This window comes from Paenibacillus nasutitermitis (genome assembly GCF_014641075.1).
Classification (GTDB): Bacteria; Bacillota; Bacilli; order Paenibacillales; family Paenibacillaceae; genus Paenibacillus_Z; species Paenibacillus_Z nasutitermitis.
Map to the genome: position 1 here is coordinate 996,799 of NZ_BMHP01000003.1, position 26,835 is coordinate 1,023,633.

Below are 26,835 nucleotides of genomic sequence, written 5' to 3' on the forward strand. Positions count from 1 at the left end.
CTCACTCCTGCCATTTTTGGAATTGTTGTAGAAGCTATTATTCAGCAATCTCTTGATAGGTACTGGTTGCAGCCGATTCCTTGGCTTTCAAGCATAGGAGGGCACTGCGCAAACCTTCTTGCAAGGTGCTTATCGAGGCTTCCTTTCCTTTCATCACATCAATAAAATTGGCAGCTAATTGCGCATCTCCTCCAAAATGTCCGTCTCCTTCGCCGAATGTATAGCGGTCAACTTGTTCTTTATGATGATGAATGACGGTTACGGCGCCTGTTATAAAATCGAAATCAACGGTGCCCTTATAGCCGACTACTCTGGCTCCGCGAGTACCCGCTTCGCGCCTAACGATAAAGTTTTGTGTATAACTGAGATGAACTCCGTTCTCGTATTCGATAAGCGCGCTGCCCGAATCTTCATTACCCGTATCCTCGGCAAAACAGCAGTATGGCCAATTCTGTTCCTCGATCGTGCCGACAGTGCTCTCCTCGCAAGTCCGATTGTCCTCGCAGTCCTTGCATCGCAGACCGGCAGGCTTATGTCCTTTGAAAACCTGCTTCGAGGTAACCGCGCATACTCTTGCAGGCCTTGCGCCAATAATATGCGTTAAATAATCGAAGTCATGGGTAGCCTTCTGCAGAAACATACCGCCCGTTATGGATTCATCGCGATACCAAGCGTGAAAATAAACGCCGCCGTAAGGTACGTTATTGGTCGCTTGCACATGGGCTATTTCGCCGATTTCACCCGATGCTACTATGGCTTTGACCTTCTGCACGATAGAGGTTAAACGAAGCGGATGTGATACGACGACAGGCGTATGACTGTAGATCGCCGCTGCCCGGTGAAGCTCCTTCCACTGCCCCGTCGTTGTGGATACGGGCTTTTCCAAATAAAGCGGTATGCCATACGGCAATACCTCTAACGTATATGCTGTATGCTCGGAGCAGCGCGTACCGATCAGAATGCCGTCGAGCTTAAGCGCCGCCAACATTTCGGATACCGTAGAGAAATTCGGAATAGGCAGACCGTCCTCATCCGCAAGATCCGGGAATTCGAGTACATCTACTATCCCTGCTATGCGAACAGCGGGATCCTGCAGCTTTATATGTCTAATAACCTCTTTAATTCGAAGCCCGTATCCGATAACACCTAGTCTCAAGCTTGACTCCCCCCGTTTATGGAAATTCCAACTACAGCGCTCCTATGGTTGGCCAGTGCAGCTCAATGCCCGCTCTTTCAAGCACTGCCTGGAAATCTTGCAGCAGCACCTTGTTATTCCTTACCTGGCTTGGCGTTGCTTTGTGATCCAAGCAATAGGAAACAATCGCCCCGGCGGCCTCTCCAACGTTCCATTCCACGGGATGCAGACGATAACAGCCATTCGTAAGGTGGGTGACCCCTATATTTTTGGAGGCGGCTACCAGATTTCGAATGCGTACGGGAATCAAGCTGCCCAGCGGGATTTGGAACGGATAGCTGGATAAATCAATATAAGGTCTTCCCCCCAAGCTAGGGTGCAGGTCAATTCGGTAAGCCCCGATGCCGACGGTATCATCGAATCGCTCGGCCCCGGAGGCCCCTCTAATATCAGCGCTAACCATTTGCTCAACGACCGTAAATTCCGCCTGAATTCTTCTGGATTCTCGAATATAAGGATATTTGGCCAGTCCATCCTCCGTGCCCACGGCATCCTTGCACAGCTTAATGCCGGGATAACCTTGTTTCCCGTCGGGTCGCGGCGCTTCCGTCTGCATCCAATACAACAACGAAAGACTTAACTGCTTGGCGCCTTCCAGATGACGCTGTTTCTCTTCTTCGCTTACGTCGATAATGGAGCCGAGCCAGTAGTCGTTCTGCGGCCAATTCACGATGACGATATCGCTATCGTAGGTGCCGGGCATAAAGTTGTTTTTGTCAATGATTCGGCGATAAGTCCATCTCGATGTCGGCCCCCCTTCTATTGGGAAAAAAGGGTATTCCGTCGGCTCTAAAGTGATATAATGCGGAACTTGCCAGCTGAGCAGCTTGCCCGTCCAAAATTCCGTGTTGGAGTAGTCTCTCCAAAAGTCGTATTGCTCCGGCTTCTCGATCGTATGGTCTTCGCCCTCATGGTAGGTAATGGCGTAACAATACGTAATCGGCTGCATATCCATCGGGTCCGCCGAGCCCTCCAGGGCATGCGGCTCGCCGGTCTGAGCCCGCGACTCCGAGCCTGTTACATATTCGGCGGAAGCAAGCGGCAATAAATCGCCGCATTCCGTGGCATCCAGGAAGTAGGACGCCTTTAATACGATTTGTTGATTCAATAAGCGATTGCGAACCGTAACAGCTATAATTTCATCTTGGTCTAGTTCAACCGATTCAGGTTGATAGTGATACAAAATTTTCAGCTTACCGCTATGGATATAAGGAGCCAGCATTTGATGAAATACGGCCAACGACGCTCTGGGCTCATGACAAAGCCGACTTACTACGCCATTGCCGGGATTTAACCGATCCTGGGCTCTTGCCTCCGGGGTAAGCGGGAAATGATTGCGGTAGTAGTCGCGGACGAGATTGCGATATTGCCTGTAGCTTCTGGTACAACCAAACTGTTCGATCCAGGGATGTTCGTCGGGAGGGACCGCCTGGCTCGTGAATTGCCCGCCGATCCAATCCGTTTCCTCCGTCATAATGACCTGTTTCCCCGTACGGCAAGCTGACAGAGCTGCGGCGCAGCCCCCAATCCCTCCGCCAATAATGACAATATCACTCTTCATTTCTAGCAGCATAACCTTCTCCCCCGCATCCATTCACGATAGTTTCCCTTAAACATTCATAATAAAGCTGCTGTCCGAGCGAGGTTGGATGAACGCCATCATCCATTCCCGCATTCTCAATCGTTCGAATAAATGATTCTAAACGATGGGTGGAGGCAATCTTCAATTTCCAATAAACCTCAACATCTGCTACCATGCAGCCATAATGACCAGCGATATCTCGTATCAACTGATTGTATTCTGAAATCCATTGATTGGCGCCCTTCGTCCCATACCATTGCTGCGGATGCCTATTGTAATAATAGGTATCCGTATCTCCTTCAATGATGGGATGAATGGTGCATAATAGAACTGAAATGTGATGTGTCTTCTGCTCCTCGATCATCTTTATCAGATTGGCTTGAAAGTTGGTCCCCGGCACCTTATTCCTATTAGGGGCTTCCATAACATGATCATTCATTCCGAATTGCAGAATACAAAGATCGGGTTTATTCATTAACACTTCTTCGTGATGGCGTAATAACGCATCTGCCGTTGTTTGCCCTGGGACACCCGCATTATAGGTATCGCACCCAAATGCTGCCCCTAACTTATAAAGATAAGTATCCTGAGGAGACAAATGAACTCCGGCCGTAATGCTATCGCCAAACCCGATAATTAACCGTAATTTCGAATCATATCGCTCCATCGCCACTTATCCTTTCAGAGCTCCACTAGTAATTCCGTTAATAATATGCTTTTGAAGTATAAAGAAGATAACCAGCAACGGGATCGTCGCCACTACTAATCCTGTCATTGTCAAGGAATAATCGATGAAATGTTCGCCCTGAAATCGCATTAATCCAGATTGGATGGGATGAAGATTTTTTTCGGTAATAACAAGTGAAGGCAGTAGCCATTCATTCCAAATGCTTCTTACATGAAAGATAGTCACGGTTGCAATTGCCGGTCTGACTAACGGTACTACAATAAACCATAGCTTGGTCCATTTATTGCAGCCATCTACAGTAGCGGCTTCCATCATCTCCTTGGGGATGGAGTCCATAAAATTTTTGACGATAAACACGGTTAGCGGTATTAGCACTGTCGCAAACGGTAGAATAAGTCCCAGCCGATTATTGAGCAGCCCGAGCTCGGCTATTACAATATATTTCGGAATAAAGATGCCTGGCATCGGAATCATCATCGTAACGATGATGACTCCGAAAATTAGGTTTTTAAGGGGAAAACGGTAGAACGCCACGACATACGAAATGCTAATACCTACAACAATCGCAATCGATACAGAGGTTACGGTGTAAAAGAAACTATTCCAAACGTACCGGGAAAAACCAAATTCAACGATGACCTTGTAGTAGTTGGTCCAAGACGGGTGATTAGGGATAAGGGTCGCCAGCAAATTTTCGTTTTTCAAAATTTCGCTATTTGGCTTGAATGTATTGGCGAAAATCCATGCAAACGGATAAATACATGTAATGGCAACGGCGATCAGAAAGGTATGGAGACTAATTGATTTTGTTTTTTTATTCATATAGCTTTGCACCATACCTTCTTGAAATCGTTAATTGAATAACGGAGAACACAATAAGGATGAAACCAAATAGAACGGATAGGGTAGTGGAATAACCCATGTTGCTGTTCTCGAAAGCTTCCTTATAAATGCGCATGGACGGAACCTCTGTCGCATAACCGGGTCCCCCGTTGGTCATGATGACAACCTGACCGAAGATTTGCATAGAACCCAATACTAACAAAATCATGACAAGGATGATCGTAGGAACCATGAGCGGCAAAGTGACTGATTTGAACGTTTGAAAGCTCGATGCTCCTTCAATGCTCGCAGCCTCATAAAGTTGTTTATCAATCCCCGTGAGACCTACGAGAAATAACAGGAAAAAGGTTCCGAAATTTTCCCAAATAAAGGTTACTCCAACCGCACCCATAGCTGTACCACTCTCGGCTAACCAAGCATGCTTGAGTGAAGACAACCCTAAAGCATCCAGCGTTTGATTAATAATGCCGAACTTTGGCTCGTACATCCATTTCCAGATCATCCCTACGGCAATTGGAGAAAGAATGGTAGGAATAAAATAGATGATGCGATAGGCGCCGGCTCGAATCACATGATTGACCAGAATCGCAAGCAATAAGGCCAAAGGAATCTCGAGTCCGATAATGCCAATCGATATTTTTAAAACTCGAATGACGGATTCCCAGAAAACCTCATCCTCGAATGCCTTCTTATAGTTGCTTAACCCAGCGAATTTGGCTTGAGACATCGGTGTATATCCTGTCCATTCATAAAAGCTAAGACGATAGCTCTGATAGAAGGGCAGCAAATAAAACACAGCGAATAGAGATAAGCCGGGAATCACAAACAAATAGCTTGTGAAATAATCCTTCCATTTAGAAAACGTTTTCAAACCATTTGCCTCCCCTTGTCAAGTAACGCAATTCTGTCAAAGGCACTACTTGTTATACCTTACTTATTTTTTTCGGCATACACTTTCATCAATTCCTGTTGAAGCTGCTCGGGTGATTGTTTACCCTCGACCAATGCTTGAAGTCCTTTCCAGAACTCCTCATAAATGTTGGCTTCTGTTACTAATGCATGCAATCTTTTTTTTGTCAGCTTATCGCCCAGCCCAGCAATCACTTTAATGTTAGCATCCAAATCAGCCTCTGCTAATGCTTTGCTGTTGGCCGGCAAGATCCCGCTTAACTCAGTCATTTTTATTTGCTGTGGTCCATCAACAAACCATTTTAGAAAGTCTTTTGTTTCTTTCATGTTTTTATTGTTTTTTGAAACTGTAAAGCTAATCGAAACGCCGCCATCAATGTTTACATCATGACTTGCATTGACAGCAGGTGGCAGGGCTACAATCCAGTCCAAGTCAGGAGCGTCAGACATAAGCACAGGCACGAACCACGAACCGTTGGAAATAACGGCAACCTCTTCATTGATAAACTTCTTTTCCACATCCGACATAATAAGCACGGCCGTACCCTCGGCCAAATACTTTTTGTCGCGAAGCTCCGCGATTTTCCCGAATACTTCGAGCCATTTTGGATCTGCCAGTCCATCGCCATTTAAAGCCGCTGTCAGGTTTTCCTCTCCGCCAAATATATTACTGGCAATCGGGAATACAACCGCATTCATAGATCCCCAATTATCTCCGAAGTCATAGGCAATTGACGAAATCCCAGTGGCCTGTACTTTCTCGCTGAAATCCAGGAACTCGTCCCAAGTCGTTGGAGCATGATCGAATCCTGCTTTATCCAGCATCTTTTTATTGTAATAATAACCTGAGGTAGCTATCATATAAGGAATTCCGTATTTACCGGCTTCAGCGCCCCATGGGTTGCCTTCAGCCAAATCTCCCTTGAAGCTTTTCTCTTCGCCAAGCCAATCATAGCCCCATGACTCCCATTCGGGCAGCAAATTTTCGACCAAACCTGCATTTACGAGATTGGCCAACAATTCGCCTTCCAGTGAGCCCGCATAAATATCGGGAAACTTTTTTTCCTGGGCTCTTGTAATCAAATACTGCTGATTATTTTTAGCATCAATGAGCGTTTGTTTCACCTTTACCCCGGTCAATTCGAAGTATTCATCCAACAGTTGTTTGATAGCTCCCTCTTGTCCGGTTTGATAATGGACCAGCTCGATCTCAACCGGGTCCTTCCCGGTAGCTGGGGTTTTTTTCGAATTACTGGAAGGACTGGGGTTTTTGCCACCCGCGTTAGACTTATTGCCGCCACTATTGGACGTACAACCAACAAGCATTACTACTGCTAATAATATTACGAACACAAGAGAATAAGATTTTTTAACCATTGAACTGCCTCCCTTTTTAGTTTGTTCACCAAATCATTTATTGCTTTAAATCACTCATCAGAACGACTGTTGTAGATATCTCACCTCCCGGCAGAGTGTAACGTCTTGAAATAAATCGAGGACGGATCAACTGCGTCATTGCCCCAAGAGTGTCTTTCCACTTCGAATTGAAGCTTCTCGCCAGCAAACAATACCGAATAATTTTGCTCGCTAAATAAAATTTTTTCGACCTCTCCCTCCCTGTGGGCGGCTACAATGTATAAGGCAGGTATTGGCCCCGTGTTAACAACCTCATATATTTCAATTGCGTCGTATCCGCTATTTCTTACATGGCTCCAGCTTAAATCTGCTGATGGAGCTCTTAACCAATCAGAGAAATAATGACTTTGTTTTGTAGAGAATAAATAGGTATTCGCTTCCAGATTGTAAGAAGTATTGCTTTTATAGCTTTCTCCTATGAAGGAACCTGATAATCGAACAATGACAATTCGCTCGGACATTGTGGAAACATTCCAATCAAGTGTTTCTAATTTAGTCGAGGTATTACTGTGTATAGAATGACGGCCCTTCTGGATGTGAAACAACTCTCCTTGCGGACTTATGCATTCTATCGTCCAGTTCAGCTCGCCTTCATCAAGGCTATTATGGAAATACAACTCCGGGTAGAAAGGTACATTCGGATCGATGATCAACTGATCGTATTTCAAAGATAGATGCCGATTTGCAAATGCTTTGCGGACCCAATAATAAGCCATTTTGGGTTGGTGATAATAATCGATCACACTTGTACAAGATACGTTCGGGAAGGGTTCATTAAATTGCCATACGATACTTCCGCTATTCCGGTACTTTCGGCGTCGATTTGCCTCCAATGCATAACGGAGTCCTTCGGCTTGCGTCCATTGACTCGCTACGACAAATTCCTGCAGGTCATTGATATCGCCGAACATCTCATCCTCACGATCTTTGGTGCACCACCATTCGCCGTGATGTCTCCAAACATCGTTTTCTTGCATTGTTTGCACTTTAAGTTCCGTTTTATTGATAAAACGCAGCATGGAAGCATACGAGGCAAGTCCATCGACGCCAAATTCACTCTGAAGCAGACTATCGGAACTATTATAAAGCCGATATTGTTCCACGGGACCGGCATATTTCCACGGACCATGCACATCGTAATTTTCGCCCGGAGTATCAAGGGATAGAAATTCGTTAGGCCCTGACGCCGATGTAGGAAAGAAGTGTCTGTGTGGATCCAGCCCATGCACCATGGTTTGAAGCAAGGCAATGTTCCGATCCTCAGCCGTAGAAGGAATGCCGAGCTCGTCTCGCAGTTCATTCCCGCCACTCCAACAGGCCAAAGAGATATGATTGCGCTTTCTTGTTAATGCCGAATAGGCTGCACGCTCCAGCAATCGCAGAAATTCAGGTTTTTGAGATGGAATGTTGTCAATTCCTGAGCTGGATTGAATAAATTCTTGCCAGATTAGAATACCGTGCTCATCACACAACTCATAAAAAACATCCTTTTCGATTAAGCCGCCGCCCCATACGCGAACGAGATTGACGTTTGCCTTCTTCAGCTTTAGAACGACATCCTCATATCGTTTTTTCGTCGCTGTGCCATACATCATATCTAGCGGAGTTAGATTCATTCCCTTAATGTACATACGCGACGAATTCATGTTTACGGAATAAGGAAAAGCATCTGTTGGAGCCTCCTCATTCGTTATCCATTCCAAGCAACGAAATCCCGTTCTTCCCGTCCACTCGTCGAGCAACTCTCCATCATGATAAAGACCGACTTTAACCTGATACAGCGGTTGCTCCCCCAAGCCGTTAGGATACCAAAGCGATATATTCGAAAGGGCCATATCGATCTCAAAGCTGCCGGATTGCAGCACGGCGGACTTCCACTTGCCCAAACTTTCACCATTATGTACAACTTCGGCAATTGCCGCCAAATCATCGGACGGATGAACGGAGGTGGAAGCCGGGCCCTTTAATGCTCCGTGCCAACGAATGTTGCCAGTTTGTTCATCGAATGAGGTTGTTAATTGAACCTCTCCCCAATAAGCGGATTTGATCACTTTCACATAAACATCATCCCATAGTCCGATCGGAACCAATCTGGTGGAGAAATCCCATTTATAATTAAATCGGCTCTTCTGCGTGTGCGTTTCTGACGTGTATCCGATTTGTCCCATCTCATCGGGTACGTGCTCGAACAAAACCGTCAACTCGTTTTCATTTTGGCAAAGGTCAGAGTCAATGGTTAACTCAACCGGTTCAAACATGCCTTCATGCGTAGCGAGGAAATGACCATTGAAATAAAAATGCGCTTTATAATCGATTCCTTTGAAAATGAGAAGGATGCTTTCATCCGGTGCAACAGAAATCGAAAAATTAGTCCGATACATCCACCACCGATTTTCAACCCATTCGCATTTCAAGCTGTTCATATCCTTATAAGGATCGTCAATCCAGCCGGCTTTCCATAAATCATTCTGTACACAGCCGGGCACCTCAGCAGGAAGCCAATCCGTCATACCCATCAGCTCCTGTTGCGTCTCCATGCTATTGCCGAGGAATGGTACATAAGGATAGAAACCCTTCAACTTCCATTCAAAAAGTTTCAGAAACCTCAAATGCAGGAACCTCCTGTTAGTCATAGTTTTCTTAATTTTTTCTTGTAAATCTATTTGATAATCAAACTATAATCTGAAAAACAGTTGTTTGTCAAACAATATTTCAATATGTTTAATAAACTTATTGAATCTTATCGTGTTATTCATTCAACTTTTTTGATTGTTTTTCTTTCAACTATTTTTACGACAAGCTGCTGTTTTTCTGAAACTCCATTATCATATTCCATTCTGCGAAGCAGCATCTGACTAGCTCTCTCCCCCATGAGACTTTTGTGCGGCTCAATAGAAGTAAGCGGCGTTACGCTCATCTCGCATTTGCTTACATTGTCGAATCCCATAATCGACATTCCGTCTGGACATGTAATGCCAAGCTTATCCATGGCCTGCAAAACAACAAAGGCGACCGGGTCGTTTGCACAGAAAAGCGCATCCGGGCGTTCTTCGGCATCTAGACAATTATTGATCTCTTCGTATGCGATAGGAATATTGTTGAAATCTACATCACCAGAGAAAACGGACAGCTTTATCTCTTCTCCCGTTTCGCTCCTGTATTGATCGACAGCAGCGGCAAAACCTCTATAGCGCTCTCTGAAAGTCCACGAGTACCCCAGATTTCCGACAAAACCGAGACTTCGGTGACCATGCGTTATCATATGACGTGCTGCTTCGAAGCCGCCCCCATAATTATCTGCATATACAAGATCTACATTCAGATCATGATAGTCCGAATCAATCAATACAATAGGCAACCCTGCAGCAATAACGGACAAGATGATCGGCCTGGGTATCCGTCCAAGTATGATAACTCCATCCACTTTATGCTCGGTTATGCTTAGCGGCAACGATGCGCCTTTCTCGGCTTGAGTATCAATTCCCGAAAACATGACACTGTAGCCATTACGGCTCATTTCTACTTCTATGCTCTTTAATATGACTCCCCAATAATCAAAATCGCCTACGTCCTCACGAGGAAGTAGTACAGCCACATTGCCCGTCTTATCTGTCGCTTCTTGAGGAACGCCTTTTTTGAAACGATAGCCCATTCGAATGGCTGTAGCTCTGACCTTATCTTTCGTATCTTCACTGATTCCATGTGATCCGCTTAACGCTTTGGAAACCAATGACTTCGAAATGCCTAATTCTGCGGCAATATCTTCCATTGTTACTTTTTTCAATTTCATTTTGTATCAACTTCTCTCTAATTAGGTATCAACTTCTTTAATAATAATGGAAACTTTATTCATCTTCAATATAAAGTTGAATTTCCCATGAAATTAGTTCAGTGAAATGAACAGTCTGAGCCCGCAATAAACGAGTTGTCAGTTGGACCCAATGATTTGGGTAATTGGCCCTGGCACTGGTTGTGAAGGGGGGACGACTTCTAACGGACACCACGGCAACTTAAACGCCATTTTCTGGCGATCAGCCCATCTAATGGACTTAAACGAGGCTGTCGATTAACTGTGGAAAACAAGAGGATTCTCTCGGGATTCAAGGTTTAACGTGGTTGTTCCCTCTGCCCCGTACCCTTTCTTCCATCCTCCACCAACTTCATGTCCTTATCATAATTCAAAGTTGAAGGAACCATTAGATACAACTGATCTACGCCGGTTTTCACTGGAGTATACACAATCCAGTCTACGTCCGTAGCACTTGACAATAACGTGGCGTAATTTGTGCTGTATTGAATCGGGAATGCGGTGGCACTGCTATCATTAGGCTCGAAACTTTTGGGTAAGACTAAATTGCGATATTGCCAAGTTGACCATTCCATGCCGTCGAACGCGCTAATTCGAAAACTCCATTGGCCATTTGGAGGTGCGAGCCGGCTGCCCCGACAAAATGTTCGAATCATAGACAATGGTTGCCCAATTATCCTTTGATCCTTGCACCCGAAAAGCACTCTGGGCTCGTCCATTGATGTCACTGTAGGTCCATGTAAAATTAAGCGTATTGTCAGGATGTTCTGTCCGTTGGTTTAGGATGTAATTGAAACTGTTGGAAGGCTGTTGATCTTGAAATACTTTGTATTTGAGTAGGCAGAGAGATGAAAATACGTGTAATTGGAAAAACCCGCTTCAAGGCCGGCATCCACTATTTTGTACTGCGGCATCTCCAGCAGCCTTTTCGAGAGCTCGATACGTTTACGCATGCGGTATTGCACAAACGATTCTTTCGCCATCTTTTTGAAATAATAACTGAAATAGGCGGGTGTCAGCCCGACCTTCTCCGCAATAAACTCCAGACTGAGCTCTTCTTTAATATGCAAATCAATAAACTGGATGGCTTCATCGAATAATTTCTTTTGGTTTCCGCCCCTGTAATGGGCAATTTGCTTAGCAATTTCATAGATCATGCTCCGAAAATATTCTGTTGTCTTCCAGACTTTTATTTCGGATAGCGCATGACGCGGCAAAGCCGCTGTAAACCCGCGGACTTGAAGCCTTTTTTGTAAAATATCCAGCCCATCGCAAACAAGCCGCTGATATTGGTCTTCATGGACCCCTGTTCCCGCATAAGCGGCCTCAAAGAGTTCCACCAGCTCCGCCAGCCGGCAATCGTCCAATGCCCAAATCGCTTCCTCCGCCTCCTTCAGCCACTCTTCATACACGGATAAAGAAATCGACGCCTGTTTCTGCTGCGCACAAAGCTTATCCAAAACAGGGTAAAGCTCCACCTCCGTAAGCGGTTTCAATAAATACTCTTTGACCCCATAAGAAATGCATTGCTTTGCATAGTTGAAATCATCGTAACCGGATATGATGACGACGTTGATATTCGTCTTCGTTTCGGAGATGGTTTTACAAAGCTCCAATCCATCCATCTTGGGCATTCGGATATCGGTTAGGACAATGTCCGGCGAAAAATGCAGCATCAGTTGAAGAGCATCATGCCCATTGCTGGAGGAGCATACTTCCAGGGCATCATCATACTCCTTGATCAATTTTAATAACCCTCTGCGGATCATCGGTTCGTCGTCTACAACAAGAATTCGCTGCACGGAAAAGGCACCTCTTTCTCCATAATAAAAGCTCACGTATATTGACAACGATCAGGCGCCGTCAATATACGTGAGCGTAGCATAAAAGACATCTGCCCTGTTAATCACTCACAGGAATAAATCGGCGTATGGATCCCCGGCATGCTCCATCCAGTCCGTCAAGTCCTGCTTAAGCCCTATTAATTGGGGCCGATATATGGGATCGGAAGCCAGGTTGTGGAGCTCCCAGGGGTCGTTCATGAGGTCGAACAGCTGCACGAAATCAGTTCCCTTTCCGGTTTCTGCCGAATGGCGGTAAAGGATCATTTTCCAGCGGCCGTTTTTCACCATACGCTGAATATCTTTATATAAGGAATATACCGTCTCTCTGCCGCTGTCCATTTTTCTTTTGATTAACGCGTTCATGCTTTTCCCCTCGATATCGTCAGGTGCTCCAATGCCAGCCAGATCACACAAAGTCGGGAATATATCGAATTGATAAACAAGCGCATCGATATGCCGCCCCGCAGGAACCCCCGGACCTTTGATCAGCCAAGGGACACGAATGCTGTGGTCATACATATTCTGTTTACCCAGCAGACCATGCTGTCCGACAGCAAGGCCGTGATCCGCCGTATAGACGATAAGCGTATTATCCGCTTGTCCGCTGGCGTTCAAAGCTTGCAGTACACTGCCGATGTGATGGTCCATATGGGAGATCATCGCATAATAATCGGCGATATGCCGGCGCACTTCCTCTTGCTTGCGCGGATAGGCGGCCAACTTCTCGTCACGTATATCGAGCTCCCCGTTGTCGAATGGATGCTCGTCCATATAGCTGGGCGGCAGTTGAATTTGCTCCGGATCGTACATGCTGGCGTAAGGCTCCGGCGCTGTTCTCGGATCATGCGGGGAGGTATAAGCCAAATACAGGAAAAAGGGATCCTCATTGGCGTATTGTTCAATAAATTCGATCGCCGAATCGGTAAACAGCTCTGTCGAAAATTTCGTTTCAATCCTTCGTGATTCAGGAGGATATAGTCCGTCAGCGTTGTAATCGAATACGGGCACTTGACAATGCTCGCTCATCCCTCCGAAAAACAGGGAATTTCCGCTGCAAAAGCCGGCATTGAAGCTGGCCGTATCGTTGTGCCATTTGCCGATTGCGTGCGTATGGTAGCCATGCGACCGGAACCACGACGGCATCGTTGCCGCTCCCGGACGAATCACATTCGTTCTCGCATGATCTCCGATTTGCTGGCTTTCCGTTGCCTGAAAAATATGTGTCCCCGTATTCACACACGCTCTGCTGGGAACGCAAACGGCACCGTCAACCCCTCCGTTGATATGTGTCCGGGCCATCATGGTTCCCGCTTGGGCTAACGCATCCAGCACCGGCGTTTGCACCGTCCGGTCGCCTGCGGCGCCGATCGCATTATACCTGTGGTCGTCAGCAATGATGAAGATTACATTAGGTCGCACAGCCATAAGGTCCTCCTTGAATTCCATGTCATAATGGTTTTAATTATAGTCATCATGATCTGTAATCCACATGGCAAAAAGGATGAATAGCATGTCAAAAAGTCTAAATTCCCACGACGCCTCCCGCTTCCTGGACTCCCTTCTCCGCTTGACGCTCGACACGCAAAGGTTTCATATCCAAACCTGCTTTAATGTGACGGTCCCTCCCTCATGGAGTATCGAGGAACGCGTATTGGATGAAATTCACATTCTGTATGTCAAAAGCGGCAATGTTACGTATCAGGTTAACGAGGATCCCGTGAAGCTTGCCGCAGGCCATCTTCTATTTCTGTCCGACGGCATGGCGCATTCGGCATATCGCGACTTGAAAGAGCCGCTCAGCATCATCCCAATCCGCTTTAAAATAAACCGCTACGGGAGCAAACATGGGCGGACCTTCACGTCGGGCCCCTGCTATTTCTCATTCCTGCCGCGGGATGCGCAAAAATTCCGCTTGTTGTTTGAGACGATCCACCGTCATTATTGTCTTCCTCCTTCCGTAAGAAGGGATGCGCTGTGCCATGCGTCAATCTGCCTGACGCTGGCCGAGATGTCACACGAGCTGGAAAATATCGAACAAGGCAGGCCGGTCCATCATGCTGTTCTGCAGATCAAGAACCACATCGATATGAATCCGGCCGACCGGACTTCGGTAAAAGAGCTGGCTGCGCGTTCCGGACTTTCCCCCAAATACTGCTCGCAGTTGTTCCAGCAGCTGTTCGGTACAACCATCAAAGAGTACCAAATCAAAATTCGAATTGAATACGCCCGTTATTTGCTGGAGCATACGGATCAATCCGTCAAGGAAATCTCCTTCCATCTCGGTTATCCCGATCCTTTTGTTTTCTCGAAGCAGTACAAGACCTGTACTGGCGCGGCGCCTTCGAGGATGCTGCGAAAGCCCCTTCAGCGATGAGAAATCCCTTTTACGATTTATTATGCTCCTGGCGCCATGCATCGAGATGTTTTTGCACCTCTGCACGTACCTTCTCAAGTCCGGCTTTATGCAGTTCATCATTGAATTTGGGCAGGAAGGTGTCGATATCGACACTGCCGGTCATGAGTAGAGGATAGTATTTATGCCATACCTTTTCGATTTTCTCAAATTCCTCATTCATCATGGAGAGGTCAGGGTTAAACCCAAGTACTTTAGATTTTACGACTTTGGCATTATATGTCCGGAATTGCTCCCATTTATCCGGCGGATCGGGGAAATCACCGCCCAGTGTTCGTAAGATGAACCAATTTCCTTGTGTGTATTGAACACCCGTATATTTGGGGGCTTCGTTCGTTATTCGATTCCCCTGAGCATCCTTCGGCGGAATAAGAACAACCTGACCCTTATGATCCAAGTTGTAATGAACCCCTTCAATACCATAGTTGAATAAATTGCGCAGCTCCGGATCGGTATTCAGCAAATTTAAAAATGCGATACATTCATTCGGATGTTTCGTTTTTGCGTTAACGGCCATCATCCCCCCAAGCACGGAAACATTCGTCGCTACTTCAGGAGTAACAGGGTTCGCTACAACCTTGTATCCCAGATCTTTACTCCAGATGCTCTCCGATAACGGTCCGCCGCTAGCGGATTTCCAGAACACCTTAGAATCCCGCCGCAGCGCTCCCGGTTCACGCAATGCAGCATCCTGATTAATAAAGCCAAGCTGATAGTAGTGACGGAGTGTTTGTAATATTTGCTTGGCTTCAGCGGTTTCGAAGATATTGACGACGGATGAGGCTGGATCCAGCGATTGGATCATTAAAGGTATTTTATTATTTGTAAGATATTCATATCCGTACATAGCGAAGAAATCGTGAGAGTCCTTGTTCAGCTCCATAGGAATGTAATCCGGTTCATTCTTTTGTATCGTCTGTAATAGAGGCTCCAGCGACTCCAATGTGTTATATTTTGAGATATCGATGTTATATTTATTTATTAAAGCTTCCGGATAGATCCAATTTTCAAGCACGGCCAGCTCCTTGTTCGTTGGAATGCCGTAAATACTTCCATCGTTAAGCTTCGCGCCCTCCCAGAAGACGGGGTCAATCGCATCAACCATCTCTTTGCCTTGATTCGTTAAATAATCATTCAGCTTCAGCCATGCACCGCGTCTTGCGTTCGTTATAAAATTAGGAGCAAAGGCGATATCAAATGAGGTGTCCGATGAGATCATGGTGTTCAAGCGATTCTCGTACTCTTCCCAGCCAATCTTAATATAGGTGATTGTAATTCCGATCTTCTGCAGAAGAAGCTCATTGACCTTGTCATTGACAAGATGAAGATCCTTATCCGGATCGCCAATTGTATAATAAATGAGGTTTACAGGGGATTGGTCGCGTGAATCGGGTGCATCCGAATTCTGGTTCGTGCATCCGGTGAGTTGTACAACGAGCAGCAGGACAAGGCCAACGAAATAGCAACTATATTTATTCATGACATTAACCTCCCCGACATATTTATCTTTATTTAAGCCGGTTAACTTTTTTCGCGTAAATCAGAGGGCGATTGTCCAAAATAACTTTGAAAATGGGTGTAAAAATAATTCAAGTTATTATAGCCTACCGTACCGGCAATCCATTGAATCTTCTCATTTGTGGACAAAATGAACTCTTTGGCCCGCTGCATACGATAAATCATTAAATACTCGGATAACTTCATCTGCGTTTCTTTGATAAATAATTGCCCAAGGTAGGTGCTATTCATTTGTAAACGTTCTGCGACCGATTTAAGTGTGATGTTCTGGGCATATTCTGTCGTAACCATGAGCAGAATACGTCGTACTAATTTGGACAGCGTATCATAGGGTACACCGAGTACAGGGTCCATGCGGAGTGAATTTGCAGGTTGATTTCCTATTGTCCCGTGAAGTTCCTTAACAATAATATTCTCGACGAGCTGCTGCAGCTTTTCACGTTCTACGGGCTTTAGCAAATAATCCTTGACCCCGCAGCGAATCGCTTGCTGAGCGAAGTGGAAATCGCTATAACCGCTCATAATGATATATTTTGTTGGAAGGTTGGCTTCATTGAGTCTTTGAATCGCATCGTATCCACGGCTTTTTCCAATGCATACATCAAAAATGGCGATATCAGGGACTAGCTGTATGGCTCTGGATACGGCCGCATCTGTGGAATTACAAGTTTCAATATGTTCGAACCCATAGCTTTTCCAATCCAGAATTCGTTTCATTCCTTCCAGAATTTGCGGCTCATCATCAACGATTAACAGCTTGTACATCACTAATCACCTCTTTAGAAATCTGTACAGAAATTTTAACGCCTGCTTCGATATTGTTATCAACGCTTATGGAAAGGCCATCCCTATAAAAATATTTTAGCCGAGTGCAGACATTATATAAGCCGATACTTTTCGTGTTTGCACCGTAGTTGCTCGATAAGGCCTTTCGAATATCAGCCAGCCGCACTTCCTCAATGCTGATTCCGTTATCAATAAACTCCAATTTATAAAAATCGTTGTCTTCCCGGCCTGTGACGATAAACAGATTAAATTCTTTCTCCATCGAAAAACCGTGAACGAAAAAGTTCTCAGCTAACGTTTGCATCCAGAACTTAATGGTAGGAAGCTCCAGAATGGATTCCGATACGTCGATTTGATAATAAAAGAGATCCGGGTATTTGAACTCCATAATTTTCAGGTATTTTTGCAGCAGTTCCAGTTCGCTTCCGATGGTAATGATATTGTCCTTCTGAACAATCTCACGATATAAGGCACCCAAAGTGGCAATGGCATCTGCTGTATGCGCATCCTGATTCACCAGCGCTGTCGATCGAATAACCTCTAATGTATTATAGAGAAAATGCGGGTTAATCTGATGCTGCAGCGCTTTCATTTCTGCTTCCTGCTGTTTCAGCTTGAGTACAAATTCATTGTGAATATGTCTGTCAAGCTGGCGGATCATATCGTCGACTTCACGCGCAATCATGCCATATTCATTACGGCGATAGCGTGCAGGCTTATTCGGGGTGAAATCGGCGGTTTTCACTCGGTTAATGGATTGAATGATACGGTGCAGGAAACGAGCATCGTCCCGAAGATTATAAACAACGAGCAGCAATACGCTGACTATAGCCGTTAGAATGACGAAGAATAACATGAACAGCACGGAGCTTTCCTTACGGATCAATGTACCCAAATCTATTGTGCTTACAAGCTTATAATTAAACTTCGAAGATGAAAAAGTGACGTAGAAGGTCGGTGAAAGCAAATTGTCAAATACAAATCCGTGGGTATCCTTCCTGGCTATCGCTTGTTGAACAATCTTCATATTGCCATTGCCGATGAGATATACATCCCCAGCAGCATTAACGGCGGCTGCTTTACCGAGCTGATAATTGCTCACACGGCTGAATATTCGCTCGCTGCTGACCAGAAAGCGAATTTCGCCTGTTCCTTCTGAGGTGTGAAACAATTTCTTTCGATAAACGAAACCCTTCTGAATGCTTTCCTGGAATATTTCGTCATCATTTGATTTACCAAATTGATAGCTCGGGATGCCCTTGTTGTCAAACAGCATAACATTGCCGCCATGCTTTGAATGTACGCTAATTTGCATAATATCTCCCTGTGCCCAGTTATACAGGTAGGTCTTAACATCTTCCGGAAAGGATAGAAGCTCCTGTTCCGAGTAAGGGTTGTTCAACAGTTTTTTAGTCAGATATTGATCAATGGTTGGACTCATAAAATATTGCGTATCTTTCATTAGAGCCTGATTGGAGTAAATGCGCTGTATATAAGCTTCTATGCGATCCGTATCGTTTTGGAAGTCACTCTCTATGCTGGAAAAAGCATTCGCGGCTTCAATTCGGGCGTTGCCCAGCGATTGATTGATTACAATTGCACTCGTCAACACATGTAGCGTTAATCCAATTAACACAATGAAAATTAAATATGCCAAAAACTTATTACGATAAATGATTATGCGCAAAAAAGTAGTCATTCGGCACCTCAACACATCTAGATAGTAAATAATGGTATATAATGTGCAAAAAGTATATGGTTTAGTTTATTAAACTATACCATATACTTTTGCTTCGTTAGGCCTATTTGAAGTAATTGTCAATTTGTTCCTGTGCCTTTTGTATAATTGTATCCATACCTGCGTTTTTCAATTCAGAAATCAATTTTGGTACAACCTTTTCAGGGTCAGAGGCGCCTGTAATCAATTCATATTTGTATTTGTCATATACAGCACTAGCGTTGGCAATTTCTGTTTGGAGATCGGAAACGTCAAGGGCGAAGCCGAGAATAGTTGAAGCAGTAGCTTCTTCATTCAATTTCTTAACTTGCTCCCATTGATCTTCAGGTGCGCCTTTCGTAACTGCCATATTGAAGAATGTACCTTGCGAATAGGCAGCCAAAGGCCATGTATCCGTTACACGCTCAATAACTTTGTCGCCATCAACGCTTTTGAAGTCCACATCCGGCTCGCCAAATGCAAGCATGTTGCGTAATTTTGAATCCGTGTTCAGCAATTGCAGATATTGCAATGCTTCTTTTTTGTATTTCGAGTTTGCAGAGATCGCGTTCAATGAACCTTGAATGGTACTTGTCGTATAGAGTGGTCCCAATGTTTTTTCCATCACATATTTCTCTACGCCGGCATTGATTTGCATTCCGACCTCAGCGCCTGGGAAAGCTTGCGCGGCAAAAAATGGTCTGTATTTCTCAGCTTCGGCTTTAGTTGGAGCATCCGGGTTAATGATACCGTCCTTATACCATGTGTGCAATGTTTTTAACATTTCCATAACTTCTGGCTGTTCGAAAATAGAAACAACCTTACGTGAAGGATCATCTGTTTTAACACCAATTGGTTGGAAGCCTAATGTCATATCATCGTAGTCGTTGAACATACCATTGAGGCCTTCGGCCTGAGTAAGTTGTAAAGGATAGAAGCTCTTACCTTCGCCAGCTTTCATATCACGAAACGGTTTGTCCAAGTCTTGAAGAGTCTTAATGTTCGTGAAGTCGATGTTATACTTCTGTACGAGCTTATCATCATAAACCCAGTACTGCGAAAGAGAAGAGTCTTTGTAAGTTGGAACGGAGTAGAACTTACCATCAATCTTGGTACCGTTCCATACTTCTTCAGGAATTAATTTGTACAATTCAGGTGCTTCCGTTTGAATCAAATCGGTAATATCGGCAAAAGCGCCCATAGATACCTGCTTGCTGTATTTCCCATTATTCGTGAACATGATGTCGAACGGTTCGCCTGTGTTGACAATCGTGTTTATTTTTGTATCCCATTCGCCCCAGCTTGCAACTTTGATATCAATTTTCACACCGATTTTTTCTGCGGTATATTCATTCATCTTGTCGATAGCCTTATCAAAGTTTGCCGGGAGTGGAGTACCACCGATTAGCCACCATACCAATGTTGGAACGTCTTTGTTAGCTGGTTTATCTGTGTTCGTTGTGTCTGGTTTCGAACCCGTGTTAGTGGAACCGTTGTTCTTTGGCGAGTTGGATCCGCCGCAGGCTGCCAATACGGATGCCATTAATGCAATAATGCACAGTGCTGATAAAAGCTTGAACGATCTGTTCATCTAGATTCCCCCTATAGTCGTTTGTTTTGCGTCCCTGCAAGCTGTGCAAGGATCTATCATAAACCAGGCTGGATCTGGCTTACTTCGTAATTAGCCTTTGACTGCACCGATCGTAAGTCCGGAAATAAAATATCTCTGGAAGAATGGATAAGCACAAGCAACTGGCAGGACGATGAGAATAGCTACGGCCATACGAGCAGATTCCTTCGGCATCGTGGCTACAAGTTCTGCGGCGCTAACCCCTATGGTTGAAGCATTTCTCGCCAGTGCGTCGGCATTGGTCATTAAGTTGTTAAGCAATGCCTGCAAGGAGAAGAGATCCGGGTTGTTGATATACAGCATAGATTGGAACCAGTCATTCCAGTAGTTGAAGCACAGGAATAATCCAATTGTCGCAAGAACGGGCAATGAAATGGGCAGAATGATAGAGAAGAAGATTCGGAATTGACTCGCTCCATCAATTTCAGCTGATTCAATCAAACCATCGGGAATTGTACTTCTGAAAAAAGTCTTGCAAATGATCACATTAAAGGATGAAACTGCGATCGGTAAAATAAGTGACCATATACTATCTTTTAATCCTAATAAATTGGTATTAATAAAGTAGCTGGAAACGAGACCGCCGTTGAAAATCATCGGAATAAAAACGAGCCAGGTCAGAAAATTTTTAAGCCTGTAAGCTGGACGTGAGATCACATAACCCATCGTGGTCGTTAGAAGGACACCAATTGCAGTTCCAACACCTGTTACGAGCACGGATACACCCAGAGCACGCATAATGATCGTGCCTTGCTTGGCAATAAAAGCGTAGGCATCCAGCGATAAAATAGCTGGAAACATACTATAGCCCGTTTCTCGAATGTAAGATTCATGCGTCAGTGATATGGATAATACGACAACCACGGGGATAACGCAGACCAGTGCTACAATAATGAAAATCAGGTTAATCACAATATTGACGCCGGCACTCGTTCGATTGAATTTATCAAGTCCGGATTCATAGTTTCGTGCAGCCATTTGCATGCCTCCTAAATCATTGCACTATCAGAGTCAATTTTTTTGACAATCCAATTGGCCGTTAGAATGGTAATACAACCAAGTACAGATTGGACAAATGCAGCAGCAGAGGCCATTCCTACTGTAGCTGTTTTTAATTGTTTGTATACTAATACGTCAATCGTTGTGGCCACCTCAAACAAGGAGTTTGAATCACGGGTGACCTGATAAAATAGCCCGAAGTCGGTGTAGAATATGCGCCCTACGGACAGGATGAACATCATGACGATGACAAGCTTAAGCAATGGGATCGTAATGAAACGGATTTGCTGCCAGATCGAAGCGCCATCAATTACAGCAGCTTCGTAGTAGGTACTGTCGATCCCTGTTATGGTTGCCAGATAAATAATCATGCCATAACCGATACCCTTCCAAATATTCAATAGAATAAGAATATAGGGCCAATATTGTGGCTGCATATACCAGTTTATTGATTCGGCTCCGAAGTTGCCCAAAAACTGATTAAGAATCCCTTTGTCGAAGCTGAAGAATGCCCAGCCTACCGCGGAGACGACGACCCATGACAGAAAGTAAGGGAGAAACATCATCGTTTGGTATACTTTCCCGGCCTTGCGATTATGAAGGAGTCCAATCATAATGGCGAACATCACGGGCAGCACAATGCCGGAAATAATAAAGATGATGTTGTAGCCGATTGTATTGCGGATTATAATCCAGGCATCATTGGATTTGAATAAAAATTCGAAATTTTTAAAACCAACCCATGGGCTGTTAAACACATTACTAAGGAAGCCCCCGCTGATTTTAAAATTTTTAAAAGCGATAATAATACCGAACATCGGTAAGAAACAGAATAAGATATACCAAATGGTTGTGGGTATGGCCAGGAGAGTTAACTCAATATCTTGCTTTCTCCACTGAAAGCGCTTTGATTTTTTGGACTGCTCTGATTTTGCGCTCATCGTTATTAACTCCTTCATTTTTTGCCTTGTCTGAAACCGCTTACTACATTGTATAAAGGAAACGAATGATCTTCTAGTTAACAAACTTAATTTCTTAGTCAAGAAACGTTAGATTTCAGAAATTCCCTTAGACATATAAGCTTGGCATAGGTGAAAAGGTAACCTTTCTTATCATTTAAATAAAGCCAGCACATTCTTTATGAGAATGACTGGCTTTTAGTCCGCAGCGTTTTTGGGGATAGGAGAACATTACACGATCGGCGTGTCCAGATCTTCGGGTTCCTCATTATTTGGGGAAAGTTTTTTAAGTGCTTTAGTCGCCGGTCCTTCAATAACCTCACCATCATAAGAGAAACGCGAACCATGGCAAGGGCAATCCCAGGTCCGGTCGCCATTGTTCCAGTCCAGCTCGCAGCCCATATGGGTGCAGGTTGTATCTACCAGGTGGACCACTCCATCCCGCTCCTTATAGGCGCCAGCACGTTTACCGTTGAACGAGACGACTCCGCCTTCGCCAAGCTGAAGATCCTCCACATGCTTATGCACCATCTCCAGCTTGCCAGCAATCAGATATTTGGCTACATTGGCATTCTCGGATATCACGTTCTTGATGCTGGCGCCCACATGAAAACGCTGGGGCGTGTACAGCTTCAGATAAGGGTTGTCTCTCCCAGTTATGCTGTCGCTCAGCAGCATCGCCGCGGCCGTTCCGCCGCTCATTCCCCATTTGCCAAAGCCGCTGGCCAGATGAACATTCGGCATGCCTGATGTGACGGCACCGACATAAGGCACTTTATCGAGGGTCAGCAAATCCTGGGCAGACCAGCGGTATGGAATCGAGTCCACATTAAAATGCCGAACGGCATAATCCCGCAGCGCCTCATAATACTGGATCGTGCACAGCCCTTGTCCCGTCTTATGGTTCTCGCCGCCGACCAGCACCAGCTTCTCCCCGTTTAGCGTTGCCGCCGTACGGACGGAACGCTTCGGATCATCGGCGCTGAGGTACATCCCTTCCGGGAAATGCTCTCCTTCCGCAATTTTGACCCCCAGCACATAAGAACGCTGGGCATGCAGCCGGGCAAAATAAAACCCATGTCGGTCAATGAACGGATAATGCGAGCAAACCACCACATGGTCCCCTTGAACCCGATGTCCGTCTTTGGTTATCACGACGGGTTGCTCACCTTCCTCCACATCGACGGCGGTTGTATGCTCATATATGCTTCCTCCCGCTTCCGTAATGCGGGGAAGCAGTCCGCTCAAATATTGCAGCGGATGAAACTGGGCCTGATGATGCATCACGACCGCCCCGTGGATTGGAACATCCAGTGGAATCTTCTCGACAAAACCGCCGGGGATGCCAAGCTTCGCATAGGCTTCCGCTTCATCCTGCAGCTTGGTCAGGGTATCAACGGTCTGTGCGTACAAATAAGCGTCCTGCCCGGAGTAGCCGCAATCAATGCCCAGCGACGTGATGGTCCGGTTTACAAATTCAAGGGCGTCCCTGTTCGCTTCATAATACAGCCTCGCATTATCCTCTCCCAGATCCTTGATCAATTGGGCATAGATCAGATCATGCTGGGCTGTCAGCTTGGCGGTTGTATGTCCGGTGGTACCGCCCATAACGGTATCTGCCTCAAGCAGCACCACTTTGCGGCCAGCCTCCGCTAACCGGTATGCGGTCGTAATCCCCACGATTCCTCCGCCGACAATCACAACATCGGCGGCAGTATCTTCAGCCAGCTTGGGGTATGCGGGAATTTTGGTGGAGTCGCGCCAATACGATTCGGGGAGCTGGGGCAGCTCCACCGCCGGCTGTTTATTGTTCAACATCTCTTCTCACTCCGCTCTATGGTTAGCCATATGTATTGCTTGCGGATAGGATTTACAAAATTAACCTGAATTATGTAAACATAGCGATTGTTGCGAAGCACTTAACGTAGCGGTACGATAGAAAGAGAATCTTATCGCAGCGTTCCCAGCGTGCGCTGCGACATGGATACGTATAAGGAGAGTGACGACTTTGTCTGAATTGGACTGGATTCGCAACATCTATTGCGTAGGACGCAATTATTCCCTTCACGCCAAGGAACTGGGCAATGAAGTGCCCCAGGAACCGATTATATTCTCCAAGCCGACGCATGCCCTCCGCCCCGCGCAAGGAACCGCTCTGCTGCCTGGCCATCTGGGTTCGATCGACTATGAGCTTGAGCTGGTGGTCCGCATATCATCCACATATGAACCCGGTAAACCTGCAGCGGAACTTATAGACGGCATTGCCCTGGGCATAGACTGGACGGCGCGGGATATCCAGACCCGCCTGAAGGCCAACCGCCATCCCTGGCTGCTCGCCAAAGGGTTTCAAGGCTCGGCCATCCTGTCCGAATTCCGGGATATCTCAAGCCTCGAACAAATCGCTGAACTGGTCTTCAGTCTCAAGGTCAACGGGCAAACCGTTCAATCCGGCTCCCCGAAGGACATGATCTTCTCCATTGAACAGCTGATTGCGTATATCGGCAACAACTTCGGGCTTGGAGCGGGCGACATCATTTATACGGGAACTCCAGCAGGTGTCGGAGCTGTTAATCATGGGGATATGCTTGAGCTGAAGCTCGCCGGCCTGCCTGAGAGACCTGCTGATCCCGGCGCAGCCAGCACCCGCGGTGAAATCACAGTCGGCCGTCTTGAGGTGGTCTTTTCAAATTCATAAACAGCCTCTTGCGTTTGGTCGACGGACAAACAGGGTAATATAAGAAGGATCGAAAGCCTGACTACATATATTGAAAGGAGAGGAATCAACATGGGAGTTATTTACACTGCACATGTCACTTCACGCGGAGGCCGCGAGGGTGTCGTCCGCTCCTCCGACGGGCATTTGAATTTGAAAACCACTGCGCCAAAAGAAGGCGCTGAAGGAACAAACCCCGAACAGCTGTTTGCTGCAGGCTACTCGGCCTGCTATCACAGCGCTTTGAAAAGCATTGCCAAAAGCAAAAATATAGATGCCGAAAAATCGGAGGTAACCGCATCCGTCCAGCTGCATAAAGACGATGACGGCTTCAAGCTTTCCGTTGTCCTAGAGGTGAGCGTGCCGGGTCTGGATGAGAAGCAGACGATGGAGCTGGCGGAAGCCGCTCATCAGATGTGTCCGTATTCCAAAGCTACCCGCGGCAATATCGATGTGGAGCTGAAGGTCGGCTCGGCACAGCGAGCGTAATTTCAGCATTTGAGAAACAAGACCCCGGCTGCAGATCGCAGCCGGGGTCTTGTTTCTCAAACTTATTATAGGAATACGGCCCGTTAAACGTAACGGCCGCCGCCAGGTTACAATCTTCCGACCGCGGCTTTGTCGTAAAAAATTACTCTCCCAGCACATCCGCTCTTAATTCCCCCGCAATCTCAATCATGATGGGGATCACGGCTTTATTCGTGCCGGATACGTATAGATCTCCCTCATAATGCCTGAATGGGATCTTCATATCACCGTAGCTCCATATGAAAAAATCTCCCTCAATGGACATGCTGGTAGCGCCTGTCACCGTAAATACGTCTGTATAGTAAAAGTCAGGTTTGAACGAGAAATACTGTTTGCATTCTTCCAAAGATATGGTTTGCGCCGAATTTGTATCTTCCTGAAATGATCTTGTAATTCGATAGCGTTGACTCATTGATATGCCTCCAATATTGTCTTCAACAACAAAAGAAACTTAGTTTTGTTTTTGTAGAAACAAATTACTCTCCGTATGAATCAAGCGAAGTAGTTCAACCAGGTCACTCAACCGCTTCAATTGTGAAGTATATTCTCTTGATTTCTCTCGACGTTTGATCGCGATTGCCTCGCGAATAAGTCCATGCCAACGTTCGGGTAATTGTGTAAGGCCATACTCTCCGGCGCCAATTTTACTGGTCACTTCATGTTCTCGAATAGTATAAAATTGCCGCAACATGCCCAGAGTGCACCATTCAACTGCAAAGTCTAATTGTTCCAATGGCACTGAATGCTCCGTCATACCTGTCGAATTAAGGTTTTTTTCCAAGCGGTCAATCCATCCGGTCCAATAAGAATTCATATTATTTATAACGTATTTGGTAAGTTCGTTAGATGATATCTCATAATTGAAGGACAATGGCTGGCCATACACACAGATGCCGTGTCTCTTAAGGATCCACCATGTGACCGGATTTAAATCGCCGTCTCCATCAGCTTGCATTTTTTTATCGAAATAGGTGGGAACGGGCGGGATTTCTCCGACGGACTTTCCCACATCCTCTTGTCGGATATAGGCTCCCATAATATCTAATCCAGAAAACGTTTGTTCAACATCCTTGTGCGCTTCCGAAATCAATCGGATGTCAGACGGAGTTAACGTTCGATTAACAAATACGAGAAAATCAATATCGCTTGAGCCTTCAATAAAAGCATTTAGAGCAGTCGAGCCATAAACATAAACAGATACGACGGTATCCGGGATGCGGGATTGTAGTGATTCACATAATTTTCGCATAGATTTATCAACAACTTCTGGTATTATTGTAGCCATTC

General features: G+C 45.6%; 22 protein-coding genes. 3 read left to right on the forward strand and 19 right to left on the reverse strand.

The features are described 5' to 3' along the window. Positions 1-37: 37 nt before the first annotated feature. From IEY46_RS23220 to IEY46_RS23265, 10 genes are all read right to left on the reverse strand, one after another. Positions 38-1,156, reverse strand: coding sequence for a Gfo/Idh/MocA family protein (locus IEY46_RS23220; RefSeq protein ID WP_188995491.1), 1,119 nt, complete (start codon positions 1,154-1,156; stop codon positions 38-40). Positions 1,157-1,187: 31 nt separating this feature from the next. Then, a complete protein-coding gene (locus tag IEY46_RS23225) occupies positions 1,188-2,768 on the reverse strand; it encodes an FAD-dependent oxidoreductase (protein ID WP_188995493.1) in 1,581 nt (526 codons plus the stop codon). Further along, positions 2,746-3,444 carry an SGNH/GDSL hydrolase family protein gene (locus IEY46_RS23230; RefSeq protein ID WP_188995495.1) on the reverse strand — a complete coding sequence of 233 codons (699 nt, stop codon included), beginning with the start codon at positions 3,442-3,444 and terminating at the stop codon, positions 2,746-2,748. Before IEY46_RS23230 ends, IEY46_RS23225 begins: the two co-directional genes overlap by 23 nt. Positions 3,445-3,450: 6 nt before the next feature. Then, the gene (locus IEY46_RS23235) at positions 3,451-4,287 is read right to left on the reverse strand and encodes a carbohydrate ABC transporter permease (RefSeq protein ID WP_188995497.1); all 837 of its coding nucleotides are present in this window, start codon (positions 4,285-4,287) and stop codon (positions 3,451-3,453) included. Next, positions 4,280-5,179 (reverse strand): carbohydrate ABC transporter permease, encoded by a 900-nt coding sequence (locus IEY46_RS23240; RefSeq protein ID WP_188995499.1) that lies wholly within the window; start codon positions 5,177-5,179, stop codon positions 4,280-4,282. The genes IEY46_RS23235 and IEY46_RS23240 overlap by 8 nt, the downstream gene beginning before the upstream one ends. A gap of 59 nt (positions 5,180-5,238) precedes the next feature. Next, positions 5,239-6,594, reverse strand: a complete 1,356-nt coding sequence (locus IEY46_RS23245; RefSeq protein WP_188995502.1) for an ABC transporter substrate-binding protein — start codon at positions 6,592-6,594, stop codon at positions 5,239-5,241. Between the two features lie 80 nt (positions 6,595-6,674). After that, on the reverse strand, positions 6,675-9,242 hold the full coding sequence (locus IEY46_RS23250) for a glycoside hydrolase family 2 protein (RefSeq protein WP_229750480.1): 2,568 nt from the start codon (positions 9,240-9,242) through the stop codon (positions 6,675-6,677). A 143-nt stretch (positions 9,243-9,385) separates the two neighbouring features. Further along, positions 9,386-10,423, reverse strand: a complete 1,038-nt coding sequence (locus IEY46_RS23255) for a LacI family DNA-binding transcriptional regulator (protein ID WP_188995506.1) — start codon at positions 10,421-10,423, stop codon at positions 9,386-9,388. Positions 10,424-11,220: 797 nt separating this feature from the next. Next, on the reverse strand, positions 11,221-12,243 hold the full coding sequence (locus tag IEY46_RS23260; RefSeq protein WP_188995508.1) for a response regulator transcription factor: 1,023 nt from the start codon (positions 12,241-12,243) through the stop codon (positions 11,221-11,223). A 108-nt stretch (positions 12,244-12,351) separates the two neighbouring features. Then, positions 12,352-13,710, reverse strand: a complete 1,359-nt coding sequence (locus IEY46_RS23265; RefSeq protein ID WP_188995510.1) for a sulfatase family protein — start codon at positions 13,708-13,710, stop codon at positions 12,352-12,354. 85 nt (positions 13,711-13,795) lie between these two features. Between IEY46_RS23265 and IEY46_RS23270 the strand changes: the two genes are divergently transcribed. Beyond that, positions 13,796-14,659, forward strand: a complete 864-nt coding sequence (locus tag IEY46_RS23270) for an AraC family transcriptional regulator (RefSeq protein ID WP_188995512.1) — start codon at positions 13,796-13,798, stop codon at positions 14,657-14,659. Positions 14,660-14,669: 10 nt separating this feature from the next. On the opposite strand, the gene IEY46_RS23275 is transcribed toward IEY46_RS23270, so the two are convergent. The 7 genes from IEY46_RS23275 to IEY46_RS23305 all read right to left on the reverse strand — a co-directional run bounded on the left by IEY46_RS23275 (position 14,670) and on the right by IEY46_RS23305 (position 24,125). Continuing rightward, a complete protein-coding gene (locus IEY46_RS23275) occupies positions 14,670-16,178 on the reverse strand; it encodes an ABC transporter substrate-binding protein (protein WP_188995514.1) in 1,509 nt (502 codons plus the stop codon). Between the two features lie 41 nt (positions 16,179-16,219). After that, positions 16,220-16,981, reverse strand: a complete 762-nt coding sequence (locus IEY46_RS23280; RefSeq protein WP_188995516.1) for a response regulator transcription factor — start codon at positions 16,979-16,981, stop codon at positions 16,220-16,222. Continuing rightward, a complete protein-coding gene (locus IEY46_RS23285) occupies positions 16,959-18,614 on the reverse strand; it encodes a sensor histidine kinase (protein ID WP_229750481.1) in 1,656 nt (551 codons plus the stop codon). Before IEY46_RS23285 ends, IEY46_RS23280 begins: the two co-directional genes overlap by 23 nt. Before the next feature lie 190 nt (positions 18,615-18,804). After that, complete coding sequence (locus IEY46_RS23290; RefSeq protein ID WP_188995520.1) at positions 18,805-20,310, reverse strand: ABC transporter substrate-binding protein; 1,506 nt, start codon at positions 20,308-20,310, stop codon at positions 18,805-18,807. Positions 20,311-20,400: 90 nt separating this feature from the next. Beyond that, complete coding sequence (locus IEY46_RS23295) at positions 20,401-21,327, reverse strand: carbohydrate ABC transporter permease (RefSeq protein ID WP_188995522.1); 927 nt, start codon at positions 21,325-21,327, stop codon at positions 20,401-20,403. Between the two features lie 11 nt (positions 21,328-21,338). Then, positions 21,339-22,289, reverse strand: coding sequence for an ABC transporter permease (locus IEY46_RS23300; protein WP_188995524.1), 951 nt, complete (start codon positions 22,287-22,289; stop codon positions 21,339-21,341). Positions 22,290-22,538: 249 nt separating this feature from the next. Next, the gene (locus IEY46_RS23305) at positions 22,539-24,125 is read right to left on the reverse strand and encodes an FAD-dependent oxidoreductase (RefSeq protein ID WP_188995526.1); all 1,587 of its coding nucleotides are present in this window, start codon (positions 24,123-24,125) and stop codon (positions 22,539-22,541) included. A gap of 199 nt (positions 24,126-24,324) precedes the next feature. Between IEY46_RS23305 and IEY46_RS23310 the strand changes: the two genes are divergently transcribed. Both IEY46_RS23310 and IEY46_RS23315 read left to right on the forward strand, forming a co-directional pair. Continuing rightward, entirely contained in the window at positions 24,325-25,002 is a 678-nt protein-coding gene (locus IEY46_RS23310) for a fumarylacetoacetate hydrolase family protein (RefSeq protein WP_188996142.1), read from the forward strand. A gap of 90 nt (positions 25,003-25,092) precedes the next feature. After that, positions 25,093-25,509 carry an organic hydroperoxide resistance protein gene (locus IEY46_RS23315; protein ID WP_188995528.1) on the forward strand — a complete coding sequence of 139 codons (417 nt, stop codon included), beginning with the start codon at positions 25,093-25,095 and terminating at the stop codon, positions 25,507-25,509. Positions 25,510-25,651: 142 nt separating this feature from the next. Here IEY46_RS23315 and IEY46_RS23320 read toward each other — a convergent pair whose 3' ends face one another. Then, positions 25,652-25,960 (reverse strand): hypothetical protein, encoded by a 309-nt coding sequence (locus tag IEY46_RS23320; protein ID WP_188995530.1) that lies wholly within the window; start codon positions 25,958-25,960, stop codon positions 25,652-25,654. Positions 25,961-25,999: 39 nt separating this feature from the next. Further along, the gene (locus tag IEY46_RS23325) at positions 26,000-26,833 is read right to left on the reverse strand and encodes a nucleotidyltransferase domain-containing protein (RefSeq protein ID WP_188995532.1); all 834 of its coding nucleotides are present in this window, start codon (positions 26,831-26,833) and stop codon (positions 26,000-26,002) included. Positions 26,834-26,835 lie beyond the last annotated feature (2 nt).